General features: G+C 47.3%; 9 protein-coding genes. All 9 read left to right on the top strand.

From position 1 onward, the window contains the following. Positions 1–301 precede the first annotated feature (301 nt). Positions 302–4852, top strand: a complete 4551-nt coding sequence (gene gltB / locus FKN16_RS06765) for a glutamate synthase large subunit (RefSeq protein ID WP_170902338.1) — start codon at positions 302–304, stop codon at positions 4850–4852. Further along, positions 4852–6321 carry a glutamate synthase subunit beta gene (locus FKN16_RS06770; RefSeq protein WP_006742690.1) on the top strand — a complete coding sequence of 490 codons (1470 nt, stop codon included), beginning with the start codon at positions 4852–4854 and terminating at the stop codon, positions 6319–6321. The genes gltB (FKN16_RS06765) and FKN16_RS06770 overlap by 1 nt, the downstream gene beginning before the upstream one ends. Before the next feature lie 451 nt (positions 6322–6772). Next, positions 6773–11236, top strand: a complete 4464-nt coding sequence (gltB, locus tag FKN16_RS06775; protein ID WP_170902339.1) for a glutamate synthase large subunit — start codon at positions 6773–6775, stop codon at positions 11234–11236. Between the two features lie 20 nt (positions 11237–11256). Beyond that, positions 11257–12669 (top strand): FAD-dependent oxidoreductase, encoded by a 1413-nt coding sequence (locus FKN16_RS06780; protein WP_005396322.1) that lies wholly within the window; start codon positions 11257–11259, stop codon positions 12667–12669. Positions 12670–12760: 91 nt separating this feature from the next. Beyond that, a complete protein-coding gene (locus FKN16_RS06785) occupies positions 12761–13189 on the top strand; it encodes a DUF1499 domain-containing protein (RefSeq protein ID WP_170902340.1) in 429 nt (142 codons plus the stop codon). Positions 13190–13252: 63 nt separating this feature from the next. Continuing rightward, a complete protein-coding gene (mtnN, locus tag FKN16_RS06790) occupies positions 13253–13948 on the top strand; it encodes a 5'-methylthioadenosine/S-adenosylhomocysteine nucleosidase (RefSeq protein ID WP_170902341.1) in 696 nt (231 codons plus the stop codon). 11 nt (positions 13949–13959) lie between these two features. Continuing rightward, positions 13960–14913 carry a cobalamin biosynthesis family protein gene (locus FKN16_RS06795; RefSeq protein WP_170902342.1) on the top strand — a complete coding sequence of 318 codons (954 nt, stop codon included), beginning with the start codon at positions 13960–13962 and terminating at the stop codon, positions 14911–14913. Further along, positions 14913–15737, top strand: coding sequence for a vitamin B12 ABC transporter substrate-binding protein BtuF (gene btuF / locus FKN16_RS06800; protein ID WP_170902343.1), 825 nt, complete (start codon positions 14913–14915; stop codon positions 15735–15737). Before FKN16_RS06795 ends, btuF begins: the two co-directional genes overlap by 1 nt. 69 nt (positions 15738–15806) lie before the next feature. Continuing rightward, positions 15807–16427 (top strand): TRIC cation channel family protein, encoded by a 621-nt coding sequence (locus FKN16_RS06805; RefSeq protein WP_005387377.1) that lies wholly within the window; start codon positions 15807–15809, stop codon positions 16425–16427. The last annotated feature ends 68 nt before the right edge of the window (positions 16428–16495 follow it).

The following is a 16495-nucleotide window of genomic DNA, read 5'->3' on the forward strand; positions in this document are numbered from 1 at the left end:
TAGGATACTTACACAACCCCGTTATTTTTGTGACTTTTATTACAAAGTACACTGCGGGATTTGTCGGTGTTATCCCACTCCTACCTATATAAATCACTAAATAGTGGCAATAAATAAAGGGATACCACCAAGGATTGTTTTTCTCGCAAAACTTTTCCTGCGAGATACGGAAAGGAATCAAGATCGGTCAACCTAGATCGGTGGCGATAATAAATATAAAGGACAAGACGTAATCAATGGTCTAGGTGGCATTTGCCTGCCTGGTGCTTTTGCGTCGACATTGAACTGGAAGGATGTATCTATGGTAGATAGAGAGCAAAATCCACAGGGGCTATATACTCCTGAATTGGAGCATGACGCGTGTGGTATCGGTTTTGTTGCTCACCTTAAAAACCGTAAATCTCATGAAGTAGTGACTCAAGCATTGGATATGCTAGCTCGCATGGAGCACCGTGGTGGTCAAGGTTGTGATCCATGCAGCGGTGATGGTGCGGGTATCTTGCTACAAAAACCTCATGAATTCCTATTAGAAGAGGCCGTTAAGCTCGGCATTAAACTGCCTTCATTTGAAAAGTATGGTGTGGGTGTCGTACTTTTCCCGAAAGACGAATACAAACGCGAGCAATGTCGTGACATTCTAGAACGCAACGCTCAGCGTCTAGACCTTGAAGTTATTGGCTACCGCGTTTTGCCAACCGATAACTCGATGATCGGTGCCGACCCGCTAAGCACAGAACCTCAGTTTGAGCATGTGTTTATCTCTGGTGGCCCTGGCATCACACCTGAAGAGTTAGAGCGCAAACTGTACGTACTTCGTAACTACACTGTACGTGTTTGCCTAGAAAGCGTTTCGAACATTGGTGACGACTTCTACATTAACTCAATGTCTTACAAGACATTGGTGTACAAAGGTCAGTTAACGACCGAGCAAGTACCTCAGTACTTCCTTGATCTACAAAACCCGACCATGGTGACTGCACTAGCACTGGTACACTCTCGTTTCTCTACCAATACCTTCCCGAAATGGCGTCTTGCACAGCCTTTCCGTTACATTGCCCACAACGGTGAAATCAATACAGTTCGCGGTAACTTGAACTGGATGAAAGCCCGTGAAGCAATCCTAGAATCAGACCTGTTTACTCAGGCTGAAATCGACATGCTTCTTCCAATCTGTCAGGAAGGCAGCTCGGATTCATCTAACTTTGACATGGCACTTGAGCTCCTAGTTCTTTCTGGTCGCAGCCTGCCACACGCATTGATGATGATGATCCCGGAAGCATGGCAAGAAAACAAAAACATGGATCCTAAGCGTCGCGCGTTCTATCAGTACCACGCGAACATCATGGAACCATGGGATGGTCCAGCTTCAGTATGTTTTACTGATGGTGTTCAAGTTGGTGCAACACTAGACCGTAACGGTTTGCGCCCTTCTCGCTACACAGTGACCAAAGATAACTTCCTAGTGATGGCATCTGAATCTGGTGTTGTGGATATTGAACCAGAGAACGTAGAGTTCCGTGGTCGTCTACAACCAGGTCGTATCTTTGTTGCAGACCTAGAGCAAGGTCGCATCATCTCTGATGAAGAAGTGAAAGACACCATCGCAACGGCGCAGCCTTACGAGAAGTGGGTAGAAGAAAACCTACTGAGCTTGAAGAAGCTGCCAGATGCGAGCAACCAGTTCAGCCAACCTTCTCCAGAACGTTTGCTACACCGTCAACAAGCTTTCGGTGTGAGCACTGAAGAAGTGAACGAAATCATCGTTCCAATGGCGAATGACGCGAAAGAGCCATTGTCAGCAATGGGTGCCGACTGGCCGCTTGCGGTTCTCTCTCATCAGTCTCAGCACCTTTCAAACTACTTCAAGCAGCTGTTTGCACAGGTAACCAACCCACCGATCGACCCGATCCGTGAGCGTATGGTTATGTCGCTGAACACTTACTTGGGTAAAGACCAAAACCTTCTGACTGAAACACCACTTCACTGTCAGAAAGTAGAATTGGAATCGCCTGTTCTGGCGAACTCTGAGCTTGAAAAACTGCGTGCGATCGATAACGAGCACCTACAAGCGAAGACGCTGGATATCGTGTTCCAAGCCAATGAAGATCAAGGCAAGCTTGAGCGCGCACTAAAACGTATCTGCCAATACGCAGAAGACGCGGTTATCGATGGTTACTCAATCATCCTACTAACTGACCGTGCAGTGAACTCAAACCACGCGGCGATCCCAGCAATGCTGGCAGTTGGCGCAGTGCACCACCACTTGATCCGCAAAGGTCTACGTGCGAAGTGTGACATCGTGGTTGAAACTGGTGACGCGCGTGAAACGCACCACTTTGCAACGCTACTTGGTTACGGTGCGAATGCGGTTAACCCTTACCTAGTGATTGAAACCATCATTGAGCTTCAACGTACTAAGAAGTTGGATCCAGAAGCGAACCCTCGCGATCTGTTCAACAACTACCGTAAAGCGATCAATGGCGGTCTTCTGAAAATCTTCTCGAAGATGGGTATTTCTACGCTACAGTCGTACCATGGCGCGCAAATCTTCGAAGCCTTGGGCATCCACAAGTCAGTGGTCGACAAATACTTCACAGGTACAGTTTCTCGTATCCAAGGTCTCACCCTTGATGATATCGCCAAAGAAGTGCTGATCCGTCACCGCATCGGTTACCCGCAACGCGAAATCCCAATTCAAATGCTGGATGTTGGTGGTGTTTACCAATGGAAACAGCGTGGTGAGAAGCACCTCTTCAACCCAGAAACCATTTCTCTACTGCAAGAGTCTACGCGCAACAAGAACTACGATCAGTTCAAGCAGTACGCGACAGCCGTAGATAAACAAGGTGATAACGCGGTAACCCTGCGTAGCCAACTTGAGTTCATTAAGAACCCAGCTGGTTCTATCTCTATCGACGAAGTCGAGCCAATTGAAAGCATCGTGAAACGCTTCGCGACCGGTGCTATGTCATTCGGTTCTATTTCTTACGAAGCACACTCCACACTAGCTGTTGCGATGAACCGTCTTGGCGCGAAATCGAACTCTGGTGAAGGTGGTGAAGACCCAATGCGTTTCGAGCGCAAAGAGAACGGCGATTGGGAACGCTCTGCAATCAAGCAGGTGGCTTCCGGTCGTTTCGGCGTAACCTCTTACTACCTAACTAACGCTGAAGAGCTGCAAATCAAAATGGCTCAAGGTGCGAAGCCAGGTGAAGGTGGTCAGCTACCAGGCGATAAAGTAGATGATTGGATCGGTGCAACACGTCACTCAACTCCGGGCGTCGGTCTTATCTCACCACCGCCACACCACGATATCTACTCAATCGAAGATTTGGCTCAGCTGATCTACGACTTGAAGAATGCGAACCGCGCAGGTCGTGTGAACGTGAAGCTGGTATCGGAAGCTGGCGTAGGTACGATCGCTTCTGGTGTTGCTAAAGCGAAAGCGGACGTTGTACTTATCGCAGGTTTCGACGGCGGAACTGGTGCATCACCAATGTCTTCAATCCGTCATACTGGTCTTCCTTGGGAACTTGGCTTGGCAGAAACGCACCAAACGCTACTGAAGAACGGTCTACGTAACCGTATCGTGGTTCAAGCGGATGGCCAGATGAAGACACCTCGTGATCTTGCAGTCGCAACACTACTTGGTGCAGAAGAATGGGGGGTAGCAACCGCAGCATTGGTGGTTGAAGGTTGTATCATGATGCGTAAGTGTCATAAGAACACCTGTCCTGTTGGTATCGCAACTCAGAACAAGACGCTTCGCGAGCGCTTTGATGGTCGCGTAGAAGACGTCGTAACCTTCTTCCAATACATGGCACAAGGTCTACGTGAAATCATGGCTGAACTTGGCTTCCGCACTATCGATGAGATGGTCGGTCAAGGTCAGAAATTGAAGATCCGCCAAGACGTTTCTCACTGGAAATACAAGAACCTAGATCTGTCTCCTGTTCTTCACGTTGAGCAACCACGTGAAGCTGATGGTGTATTCAACCAAGCTCAGCAGAACCACAATCTTGAATCGGTACTAGACCGTAAGCTGATTCAAGCGGCGATTCCTGCTCTCGAGAAAGGCGAGGCGGTGAATGCCGAATTCCCTATCGTCAACACTGACCGTTCTGCGGGCACCATGCTGTCGAACGAAATCTCGAAAGTGTACAAAGATGCCGGCCTACCTCGACCAATGAACGTGAAGTTCAAAGGTTCAGCGGGTCAGTCATTCGGCGCATTCCTAGCTAAGGGCGTGAAGTTCGAAGTAGAAGGCGACGCGAACGACTACTGGGGTAAAGGCTTATCTGGCGGTACGTTAGTACTTTACCCAGATGCGAAATCAAGCATTGTCGCAGAAGACAACATCGTGGTTGGTAACGTGTGTTTCTACGGTGCTACTTCGGGTGAGTCTTTCATCCGCGGTATGGCTGGTGAACGTTTCTGTGTTCGTAACTCAGGCGCGAAAGTAGTAGTAGAAGGCGTCGGTGACCACGGTTGTGAATACATGACGGGCGGTGCAGCAATTATCCTTGGTTCAACAGGTCGTAACTTTGCCGCAGGTATGAGTGGCGGCGTGGCTTACGTATGGGATAAATCAGGCGACTTTGAGTCGAAACTGAACCCAGAGCTAGTAGACCTAGATCCAATCGAGCAAGAAGACAGAGATCTATTACTCGACATGCTAACTAAGCATGTTCAATTCACAGGAAGTGAAGTCGCTCAGTCTTTCCTAGACAACTTTGAAGCAAGCCTAGCCTCTATGGTTAAGGTAATGCCGCGTGACTACAAAGCGGTGCTTCAAAAGCGTAAAGCTGAAGCACAGTCTCAAGGAAACGAAACTCAAGCGGAGGCAGTATAATGGGTAAGCCTACTGGATTTTTAGAGCACGGTCGTGAACTACCACAGAAGATCGACCCAGCTGAACGCATCAAGAACAACAAAGAGTTCGTTCTGAACGAGGAGTTTGGTGACAAGATCAATACTCAAGCGTCTCGTTGTATGGATTGTGGTGTGCCGTTTTGTCATAACGGCTGCCCTATCGGTAACATCATCCCAGAGTTTAACGATGCGGTTTATCGTGATAGCTGGGAAGAAGCATGGAACATTCTAAGCTCAACCAATAACTTCCCAGAGTTCACTGGTCGTGTTTGCCCTGCTCCATGTGAAAGTGCTTGTGTACTTGGCATCAACCAAGACCCAATCACCATCTGTAACATCGAGAAAACCATCGTAGAAACGGCGTATCGTGAAGGGTACGCCAAGCCAAAAACGCCACGTTCTCGCACTGGTAAAACGATAGCGATCATTGGATCTGGACCTGCTGGTCTTGCGGCTGCTGAGCAGCTAAACAGCGCTGGTCATACTGTGACAGTATTCGAGCGAGACGAGAAGGTTGGTGGTCTGCTGCGTTTCGGTATTCCAGATTTTAAACTGAGCATGGAAGTCATTGATCGTAAGATCAATCTAATGGCAGAAGCTGGCGTTGAGTTTAAAGTAAACCAACACGTCGGTGTTGATGTAAATGCTCAGCAACTGCGTCAAGAGTTCGATGTGGTTCTACTGACGGGTGGCTCAACGGTTCCACGTGATTTGCCAGTTCCGGGTCGTGAGCTCAAAGGCGTTCACTTCGCAATGGAATTCCTAGGTCAAAACAACCGACGTGCAAATAACATGGACCTGAAAACGGAAGAGATTCACGCAAAAGGTAAACATGTGGTTGTCATTGGTGGTGGTGATACCGGTTCAGACTGTGTAGGTACGTCAAACCGTCACGGCGCAGCAAGCGTAACTCAAGTGGAAATCATGCCGATTCCACCAGAGAAGCGCCCAGCCAATATGCCTTGGCCTCAATACCCAATGATCCTACGTACTTCGACCTCTCATGAAGAAGGTGTCGATCGTCACTGGAACATCCTGACCAAAGAGTTCATCGGAAATGATAAAGGTGAAGTCACAGGCCTTCGTCTTGCTGATATCGTTTGGCAAGATGCAAAACCAGGCGAGCGCCCAAGTTTCAAAGAAGTAGAAGGCAGCGAGCGAGTGATCCCATGTGATATGGCATTCCTAGCAATGGGCTTCTTACACCCAGAACCTACAGGCGTGCTTGCTCAACTGGATATCGCGCTAGATGATCGCGGTAACGTAGCAACTCAAGGTTTTGCTACTAACCAAGAAGGCGTATTTGCTGCTGGTGATATGCGAACAGGCCAATCTTTGGTGGTTCGTTGTATCAACGAAGGTCGCGAATGTGCTCGTGCTATCGATGACTACCTAATGGATGGCACAAACCTAGAAGCAAAAGCAGATTCACTGATGCTTTCTGCTTAACGGAAGTATTCACGCTTCCCTCTTTCAATGCCATAAATAGCCATCAGCGATATCGATGGCTATTAGCAAAGAAAGAAAACAATTCCTTCCAATCTTTCTATTTTGACCAGCATTTTATGCTGGTCTTTTTTATTTCCCACAGAATCAAATGTTACTTTTTTGTAACAATCAATTTTCTATCTATTTGAAATCATTAAACTATTTTAGCTTATTAAATGGTAAATCGCATATTCACGTGATTATCCACTAATAACTTGACCTTTTTTACAATAAGCTATAGCTTGTGAAGTTGATGAAAATAAAACACTCAAAAAATGTTAAATATTTCACAGCTTTTATTGAATAAATATACACAAAACCATAAAAGATGACGCATATTCAGTCATCACTATCAACGTAAGCAGTGTTGATATATCTGTCGGGATGACGGATAAGCAAAGGGAGAATTGCAATGGCTCTTTATGATCCAAGTCTTGAGAAAGACAACTGTGGATTTGGCTTGATCGCGCATATGGAAGGCGAACAAAGCCACAAGCTGGTTCGTACAGCAATTTCTGCACTTGACCGAATGACCCACCGTGGTGGTATTGCCGCCGATGGTAAAACCGGTGATGGTTGTGGTCTTCTATTACAAAAGCCCGATTCCTATTTACGTCTTATTGCCGAAGAAAATGGTTTCAACCTTGGCAAGCAATACGCCGTAGGGATGATTTTCTTCAACCAAGATCCGGTCAAAGCTCAACTCGCTAAAGACATCGTCAACAGAGAACTTGCGCAAGAGACGCTAACAGTGGCCGGTTGGCGTGAAGTACCAACTAATTCAGAAGTACTCGGTCCAATTGCGGCTAACTCGCTTCCAAATATTCAGCAAGTCTTTATCTCTGCACCGGCTGGTTGGCGAGAGCGTGACATTGAACGTCGTCTCTACATCGCACGCCGTCGCATCGAGAAACAAATCACCGAAGATCCGGATTTCTACATCTGTAGCTTGTCGACTCAAGTTTTAGTGTACAAAGGCCTGTGCATGCCTGCGGACTTACCGCGCTTTTATCTTGATCTTGCCGATCTACGTATGGAATCTGCTATCTGTCTGTTCCACCAGCGTTTTTCTACCAACACTCAACCGCGTTGGCCATTAGCTCAACCGTTCCGCTACCTTGCTCATAATGGTGAGATCAATACCATTGAAGGTAATCGACAATGGGCACGCGCTCGTGCTTACAAGTTCTCGTCACCATTACTGCCAGACCTACAAACCGCAGCACCGTTTGTGAACGAGACAGGTTCAGATTCTTCCAGCTTAGATAATATGTTGGATCTCTTTTTAGCAGGCGGTATGGATATCTTCCGTGCCATGCGTATGCTTGTGCCGCCAGCCTGGCAAAACCACCCAGATATGGATCCGGATCTACGGGCGTTTTACGATTTCAACTCCAAGCACATGGAACCATGGGATGGCCCAGCAGGTATCGTACTGTCCGATGGTCGTTATGCTGCTTGTAACCTAGACCGAAACGGTCTGCGTCCTGCGCGTTATGTAATTACCAAAGACAAGTTGATCACTCTGGCATCTGAGGTAGGGATTTGGAATTACGCCCCAGATGAAGTTGCCGAAAAAGGGCGTGTAGGTCCGGGGGAATTGCTTGTCATCGACACTCGTAAAGGTAAGCTTTGGCAGTCTAGCGAGATCGATAATGATCTGAAATCTCGTCACCCTTATCGCGAATGGATGGAAAACAACGTTCGCAAACTCACACCATTTTCTCAGCTACCTGAGGAGCAAGTAGGCGAGCGCAGCTTTGATGAAGACTTACTTAAGACTTATCAAAAGCAATTCGCGATGACGAACGAAGAAGTCGACCAAGTTCTGCGTGTACTCGGAGAAATGGGCCAAGAAGCCGTCGGTTCCATGGGGGACGATACTCCAATGGCAGTGCTCTCCTCAAAAGAGCGCTTGGTAACTGACTACTTCCGCCAGAAGTTCGCTCAGGTCACCAATCCACCGATCGATCCACTGCGTGAAAAACACGTGATGTCACTGGCGACTAGTATCGGTAAGGAAATGAATGTCTTCTGTGAAACCGATGGCCACGCGCATCGCGTAACATTTGATTCGCCTGTACTGCTTTATTCAGACATGCAGCAACTGCTCGAGCTTGGTGACGATCACTACCGTAATACCATTCTAGATATCAACTACGACCCACAAGAGAAAGATCTTAAACAAGCCATTAATGATCTCTGTGAGCAAGCAGAGCAAGTCGTACGTGAAGGCACGGTTTTAGTGGTACTTTCAGATCGCGCTTTGGTCAAAGGCAAGTTACCAATTCCAGCGGCAATGGCAGTCGGCGCAGTTCAAACTCGTTTGATTGATGCGAACTTACGTTGCGATGCCAACATTGTAGTCGAAACCGCAACTGCACGTGACCCACACCAATTTGCTGTCTTGCTTGGCTTTGGTGCTACTGCAGTTTACCCATACCTTGCTTATGAAGCGTTAGGTAAACTGATTGATGATAAGGCACTAGAGAAAGACTATCGCGATGTGATGCAGAACTACCAATACGGCATCAACAAGGGCCTGTATAAAATCATGTCAAAGATGGGGATCTCAACCATCGCCTCTTACCGCTGCTCACAACTGTTTGAAGCAGTTGGCTTGAGCCAAGATGTGGTCGACCAGTGTTTTAAAGGCGTCACAACTCGTATTGAAGGCGCGAATTTTGACGACTTCCAGCAAGATCTTACAAACTTATCTCGCAAAGCATGGGCGAAACGCAAATCGATTGATCATGGCGGCTTGTTAAAGTATGTCCATGGAGGTGAGTATCATGCTTACAACCCGGATGTTGTCGGCACGCTGCAACAGGCCGTTAAATCTGGCGAAAGTAACGACTATCAGAGCTTTGCTAAGCAGGTAAACCAACGCCCTGTTGCCATGCTGCGTGACTTAATGTCGCTGAAAAAATCAGACTCACCGCTGCCACTTGATCAAATAGAACCGAAAACCGAACTGTTCAAACGCTTCGACTCTGCGGCCATGTCCATTGGCGCACTTAGCCCTGAAGCGCATGAAGCACTCGCGACTGCGATGAACCGTCTTGGTGGCTATTCAAACTCCGGTGAAGGTGGTGAAGATCCTCGCCGTTTCGGCACTGAACGTAACTCGCGCATCAAGCAAATTGCTTCTGGCCGATTTGGTGTAACGCCTCATTACCTGACTAATGCTGATGTACTGCAAATCAAGGTGGCACAAGGTGCGAAACCGGGTGAAGGTGGACAGCTACCAGGACACAAAGTCACCGCTGAAATCGCAAAACTGCGTTATTCGGTACAAGGCGTGACTCTGATCTCCCCTCCTCCGCACCACGATATCTATTCGATTGAAGATTTGGCCCAGTTGATCTTCGACCTTAAACAAGTCAACCCAAATGCGCTGGTTTCGGTGAAACTCGTCTCCGAGCCAGGTGTCGGCACCATCGCAACGGGCGTAGCCAAGGCTTACGCTGATCTTATTACCATTTCGGGTTACGACGGTGGTACCGCAGCAAGCCCATTAACTTCGGTAAAATACGCTGGTAGCCCTTGGGAGTTGGGGTTGGCCGAGACACAACAAGCACTGGTTGCTAATGGTCTGCGTCATAAGATCCGCCTACAGGTAGACGGTGGTCTAAAGACTGGTTTAGACGTAGTTAAAGCCGCAATTTTAGGTGCAGAAAGCTTCGGTTTTGGTACAGCGCCAATGGTAGCTATGGGTTGTAAGTTCCTACGAATTTGTCACCTCAACAACTGTGCAACAGGGGTTGCGACTCAAGACGAAACGCTGCGTAAAGAGTACTTCAAAGGCTTACCTGAAATGGTGATGAACTACTTCACCGGACTGGCAGAAGAAGTGCGCGAGCTGCTTTCTGAGCTAGGCGTTGAAAAACTGACGGACTTGATTGGTCGTACCGATTTACTTGAAGCAGTAGAAGGGTTTACCGCGAAGCAAACCAAATTGGATCTATCCAACATTCTAGAAGCTCCCGTCTCGCCTGAAGATCATCCGCTGTTTTGGACGGAACCAAATAAACCGTTTGATAAAGCAGAGCTCAATCAAAAGATCGTTGATGATGCCATGCATGCGGTCGAAAACAGTCAATCGGCAAGTTTCTTCTACAATGTCATCAACACTGATCGTTCTGTGGGTGCTCGCTTATCTGGCGAAATAGCAAAACGCTATGGCAACCTAGGATTGGCGGCTTACCCTATCAAAATCTATCTTGACGGCACTGCCGGCCAGTCGTTTGGCGTTTGGAATGCGGGTGGCGTAGAGCTTTACCTCACAGGTGATGCGAATGACTACGTAGGGAAAGGCATGGCTGGCGGCAAGATCGCCATTAAGCCTCACTTAGGTACAGCGTTCAAGTGTCATGAAGCCACCATTATTGGTAACACGTGTTTGTACGGCGCAACGGGCGGTAAACTGTTCGCGGCAGGTAAAGCGGGTGAACGTTTTGGGGTACGTAACTCAGGTACGATTGCCGTCATTGAAGGTGCGGGAGATAACGCTTGTGAGTACATGACTGGCGGTATTGTTGCCATTCTAGGTGCAACAGGCGTGAACTTTGGTGCAGGTATGACCGGAGGCTTTGCCTATGTTCTGGATGAAAACCAGAGCTTTGAAGGTCGAGTCAATACTGAATCTGTCGAAGCCATTTCATTGTCCGATCTATACATCCACCAAGAGCATTTGCGCGGCCTGATTGCGGAACACCTTGAAGAAACAGGGTCGAGCCACGCAGAAAATATTTTGGCGAACTTTGATGAATGGATTCCAAAGTTCTATTTGGTGAAACCACAAGCGGCAGATCTTCGCACGCTACTTGGTCACCAGAGCCGCAGTGCCGCAGAGCTGCGCGTTCAAGCACAGTAATCATGGAGGATGTTTGAATCATGAGCCAGAACGTTTATCAATTTATCGATGTTCAACGTGTCGATCCGGCCAAAAAGCCGATCAAAGTTCGTAAGATCGAGTTCGTTGAAATCTACGAGCCGTTTACTAAGCAACAAGCCACTGCGCAAGCAGACCGCTGTTTAGATTGCGGTAACCCATACTGTGAATGGAAGTGCCCAGTACACAACTATATCCCTCAATGGCTAAAACTGGCAAATGAGGGACGTATTCTTGAAGCTGTTGAGCTATCGCATCAAACCAATAGTTTACCTGAAGTATGTGGACGCGTTTGTCCTCAAGACCGTCTATGTGAAGGTTCATGCACGCTTAATGATGACTTTGGTGCCGTCACCATCGGTAATATAGAAAAGTACATTACCGACAAAGCCTTTGAAATGGGCTGGAAGCCAGATATGTCCAAGGTGGAGTGGACCGATAAAAAGGTCGCAATCATTGGAGCTGGCCCAGCAGGCTTGGCAGCCGCTGATATCCTAGTGCGCAATGGCGTTAAGCCAGTCGTGTTTGACCGCTACCCAGAAATCGGCGGACTACTGACTTTCGGTATCCCTTCGTTCAAGCTTGAAAAAGGGGTAATGGAAAATCGTCGCCGTGTGTTCACTGAAATGGGCGTCGAGTTCCGCATGAACGTGGAAGTCGGTAAAGATGTACAAATGCAAGATCTAATCGATGAGTACGATGCCATTTTCTTAGGCGTTGGCACCTATAAATACATGCGTGCAGGACTAGAAAATGAGGATGCGCCGGGTGTGTATGACGCGCTGCCATTTTTAATTTCGAATACCTACAAAGTCATGGAGCTTGAGAACAACCAACCGTTTATCGACATGGCAGGAAAGAAAGTGGTCGTGCTTGGTGGTGGCGATACCGCAATGGACTGTGTACGAACCTCTATTCGCCAAGGAGCCTCCAATGTGATTTGTGCTTATCGTCGTGACGAAGCCAACATGCCAGGTTCACGTCGAGAAGTGAAAAACGCTAAAGAGGAAGGCGTGAAGTTTATGTTTAACCTGCAACCACTCGGTGTGGAGGTCGACGCCTCAGGTAACGTATCGGGCGTTAAAGTGGTAAAAACTGCTTTAGGTGAGCCCGATGATGCAGGTCGTCGCAGACCAGAACCAGTGGAAGGCAGTGAACATGTATTGCCTGCGGATGCCGTGATCATGGCATTTGGTTTCCAGCCACACAAAATGGACTGGTTAGAACCGTATGGTGTCGATTTAGACCAATGGGGACGTATCAAGGCACCTGTTGAGCAAGCGTTCATGTACCAAACCAGCAATGCGAAAATCTTCGCTGGCGGTGATGCGGTCCGTGGCTCAGACCTCGTCGTAACCGCCATTGATGAAGGGCGAAAAGCGGCAGAAGGCATTCTTGATTACCTAGAAGTCTAATCACAGCTAACATCACAAAAAGGGTCCTATTATTGGATCCTTTTTCTTTTGTATCCATATAATTAGAAGCAAAATTATAAGAGTAAATACAATGAAAAAAGCCGCTCTCCTTTCCATCGCTTTACTCAGCCTTACAGCCTGCAGCCAAGGAGTCACCAGTATGCCAGATCGTTCTCAATCACCTTGTGGTGACAAACCAAATTGCGTTTCAACTCATGACTCAAGAGACAAGTTTCAATTAGCACCTTTTTTGCTCACTGAGTCCGCGACGTTAGATGCCATTGAGCAAGCCGCGCTTCAACTTCCTGGCGCCAAAACCGCGGTAAAAGAGGGTGATTACCTTCGGATAGAATGCACATCTAAAATCATGCGCTTCGTGGATGACCTCGAATTAAAAGTAGCAGGAGACAAACTGATTGTTCGCTCAGAGTCACGTGTGGGCTATTCTGACTTTGGCGTAAACAGAAAGCGCGCCGAACAATTACGAGAAAAGCTCACTCAAGCTAAGCTCATCAAATAGAAAACTGCTCACGGGGAGTGCTATACTCTCGGCCAACTAAAATATTTACCGAAAGAGAGTGTTATGAAAGTTGGTATCATCGGTGCGATGGAACAAGAAGTGACCATCCTGAAAGAAGCAATCACAAACTGCAAAACCGTAAATAAAGCAGGTTGTACGTTTTTCTCTGGTCAAATTAATGATGTAGAAGTAGTCGTACTACAATCAGGTATTGGTAAAGTTGCAGCTGCAGTAGGCACTACCATTCTTCTTGATGAATACCAGCCAGATGTTGTGATTAACACAGGCTCTGCTGGTGGCTTCGATTCAAGCCTAAATCTAGGTGATGTTGTTATCTCAACAGAAGTTCGTCATCACGATGCAGACGTGACCGCTTTTGGTTATGAAATTGGCCAAATGGCTGGTCAGCCTGCTGCATTCAAAGCGGATGAAAAGCTAATGGATTTAGCAGAAAAGGCACTAGTGCAAATGGAAAACACTCATGCAGTTCGCGGCCTGATCTGTACTGGCGATGCGTTTGTTTGTACTGCTGAGCGTCAAGAGTTTATTCGTAAGCACTTCCCATCCGTTATCGCGGTAGAAATGGAAGCATCTGCTATCGCTCAAACTTGTCACCAATTCAACACGCCGTTTGTTGTTGTGCGTGCAATCTCAGATGTCGCTGATAAAGAGTCACCAATGAGCTTTGATGAGTTCCTACCGCTAGCAGCAAAAAGCTCTTCCGAAATGGTATTCAAAATGCTGGAACTCATTAAGTAAACGACTCATTCATGGAAGAAGTTTTTCAGTCATTTTATGCCAACGGTGCGCTCCTTATTATGTGGGGCGCACTGCTCTTTCACCTTCTTTTACCAATCCCCCGTTCATCGCATCCCATCACTTTATGGCGAAAGTTAGCTGAGAACCTCGCCAACAAAGTAAACAATAATCATAGTTACACACAGAGCCTGACCTCCGGCAGTCTTGCATTGGGCTTGATGCTATTGCCTTGCTTGATCTTGCTGATTGCCGTGGAGCCATTCGTTTGGCAAGTGCCTTTATACGAACTAGTGCTATTGATCATTGCTTTGGACTGGCGCAACAGTGAAGCCTTAACAAAACAACTCGTCACAAGTATGTCGAGAGAAGACAAAGCCCAGTGCCGACAATTACTGAGACCATATCTTAATCGCGATACTGACAGCCTCTCGATCATCGGCATAGGTAAAGCAAGCTCAGAAGCTGTGATTATGGGATACAGCCGCAACGTAATCGGTGTGTTATTTTGGTACGCACTAGCAGGTGGTATTGGTGCGTTAATGTATCGACTAACCACAGAGTTAGCTCGAGTTTGGTCCCCTAGCCGACGCCAATATTTGCCCTTTGGTAAACCTGCCGTTCAGCTGGTCGCCGCTCTGGATATTATTCCACTTCGTCTCTTTGCCATACTTTTAGCTGTAGGAAAGAACGTAAGCAATGTGCTTTCTGGTGTACAGCAACAAGCTAACTCTTGGCCACTACCCGGGCCTGCCTGGGTGTTGTGTACCATCGGACACAAACTACAACTCTCTTTATGCGGCCCTGCTATCTATCAAGGTATACGTGCGGAACGCGCTAAAATCGGTGGACGCATTGCCCCATCGGCTATTCACCTTTCACAAATACATACGCTGCTCGTTTGGCGAGTCTTCGTTTGGATAGCTATCCAAAGTCTGCTTTTAGGAATGATTTATCAAGGATTATGATGAATAAACTATGCTTCGCATTAACGCTGTTTGTTTCGACAGCGACCTTCGCTCAAACACCAGCACAACGCATTGTAAGTTTAGCTCCGCATGCCACTGAAATTGCCTTTGCGGCAGGGCTAGGAGACAAGCTTGTTGCTGTCAGCGAAATGAGTGATTATCCAGAGCAGGCAAAGCAGCTGGAAAGAGTCTCTAATTACCAAGGAATTAAATTAGAGCGCATTATTGCTCTTCAACCGGATTTAGTCATTGCTTGGCCAGCAGGAAACCCGGTCAAAGAGCTGGAAAAAATTAAACAGTTCGGCATTCCTATCTATTATTCCACTACAGGTTCACTGGAAGATATCGCCACTAATATCGAGCAGCTAGGCCAATACAGCGAAACCCCGCAAATAGGACAAAAGGCCGCTGAAGATTTTAGAACGCAACTGAATACACTAAAAGAGAAGTACAACACGCACGAGAAAGTTCGTTACTTTTATCAGTTGAGTGAAAAGCCTATCATCACTGTCGCCGGGAAGAACTGGCCAAGTGAAGTCTTTACTTTTTGCGGTGGTGAAAACATTTTCGCAGCATCCAGCGCGCCTTATCCTCAGGTCAGCATCGAGCAGGTCATCACTCGCCAACCAGAGGTTATTTTTACTTCTCGTCACGCAATGAGTAACGATGGTATGTGGGCAGTGTGGAGCAATGAGCTTCCCGCACTTAGAAATAAACACATCTGGTCTCTAAACTCAGATTGGATTAACCGCCCAACCCCACGCACACTAAATGCGATCACAGAAGTGTGTGAGCACTTTAAAAGCGTTCGTCAAAAACGCTAACGATTTCGTGGCAAATACCGTACAATTTCCGCCCATTTTTTCTCACACTATATAAAGGTACTAAGTAACATGGACTCCATGCTGCTTTATATGATCGATTTGTTCGGTACCGCAGTTTTCGCTATCTCTGGCGTGTTACTGGCGGGCCGTTTAAAAATGGATCCATTCGGCGTTATCGTTCTCGGCAGTGTGACTGCTATTGGTGGCGGAACAATCCGAGACATGGCGCTAGGTGCCACTCCTGTATTTTGGATAACAGATACGACGTACTTATGGGTGATATTTGTTACGTGTCTACTAACCATGCTTGTTATTCGAAGACCCAAGCGACTCTCATGGTGGGTCTTACCCGTTTGTGATGCGATCGGCCTTGCAGTATTTGTAGGAATAGGTGTAGAGAAAGCCCTCGCTTACAACGCGTCTGGGATGGTCGCAGTGATCATGGGAGTCATTACTGGTTGTGGTGGTGGCATTATACGAGATGTGCTGGCTCGCGAAGTTCCTATGGTATTAAGAAGCGAAGTCTACGCTACGGCATGTATTATTGGCGGCATCTTCCATACGATGGCGGTAAACATGGGTTATGACCACTCAACGGCTTTACTCGCTGGTGTAATCTCAACGCTCATTATACGTCTCGGTGCTATTCGTTGGCATCTATCCCTGCCAACTTTCGCAATTAATCGTTAAACACAAATTACATGATTCGGTCATGGAGTCGACTGAGTGTCGGCTCCTCTCATTTATACTCATTTGAT

The sequence above is a fragment of the Vibrio sp. 11-4(1) genome, assembly GCF_013048625.1.
Taxonomy (GTDB): Bacteria; Pseudomonadota; Gammaproteobacteria; order Enterobacterales; family Vibrionaceae; genus Vibrio; species Vibrio diabolicus.

Bases quoted from the DNA above. Each gene is read 5' to 3' on its own strand.
- FKN16_RS06780 (WP_005396322.1), top strand. From the start codon at position 11,257: ATGAGCCAGAACGTTTATCAATTTATCGATGTTCAACGTGTCGATCCG.
- FKN16_RS06785 (WP_170902340.1), top strand. From the start codon at position 12,761: ATGAAAAAAGCCGCTCTCCTTTCCATCGCTTTACTCAGCCTTACAGCC.
- mtnN (WP_170902341.1), top strand. From the start codon at position 13,253: ATGAAAGTTGGTATCATCGGTGCGATGGAACAAGAAGTGACCATCCTG.
- btuF (WP_170902343.1), top strand. From the start codon at position 14,913: ATGAATAAACTATGCTTCGCATTAACGCTGTTTGTTTCGACAGCGACC.
- FKN16_RS06770 (WP_006742690.1), top strand. From the start codon at position 4,852: ATGGGTAAGCCTACTGGATTTTTAGAGCACGGTCGTGAACTACCACAG.
- gltB (WP_170902339.1), top strand. From the start codon at position 6,773: ATGGCTCTTTATGATCCAAGTCTTGAGAAAGACAACTGTGGATTTGGC.
- gltB (WP_170902338.1), top strand. From the start codon at position 302: ATGGTAGATAGAGAGCAAAATCCACAGGGGCTATATACTCCTGAATTG.
- FKN16_RS06805 (WP_005387377.1), top strand. From the start codon at position 15,807: ATGGACTCCATGCTGCTTTATATGATCGATTTGTTCGGTACCGCAGTT.
- FKN16_RS06795 (WP_170902342.1), top strand. From the start codon at position 13,960: ATGGAAGAAGTTTTTCAGTCATTTTATGCCAACGGTGCGCTCCTTATT.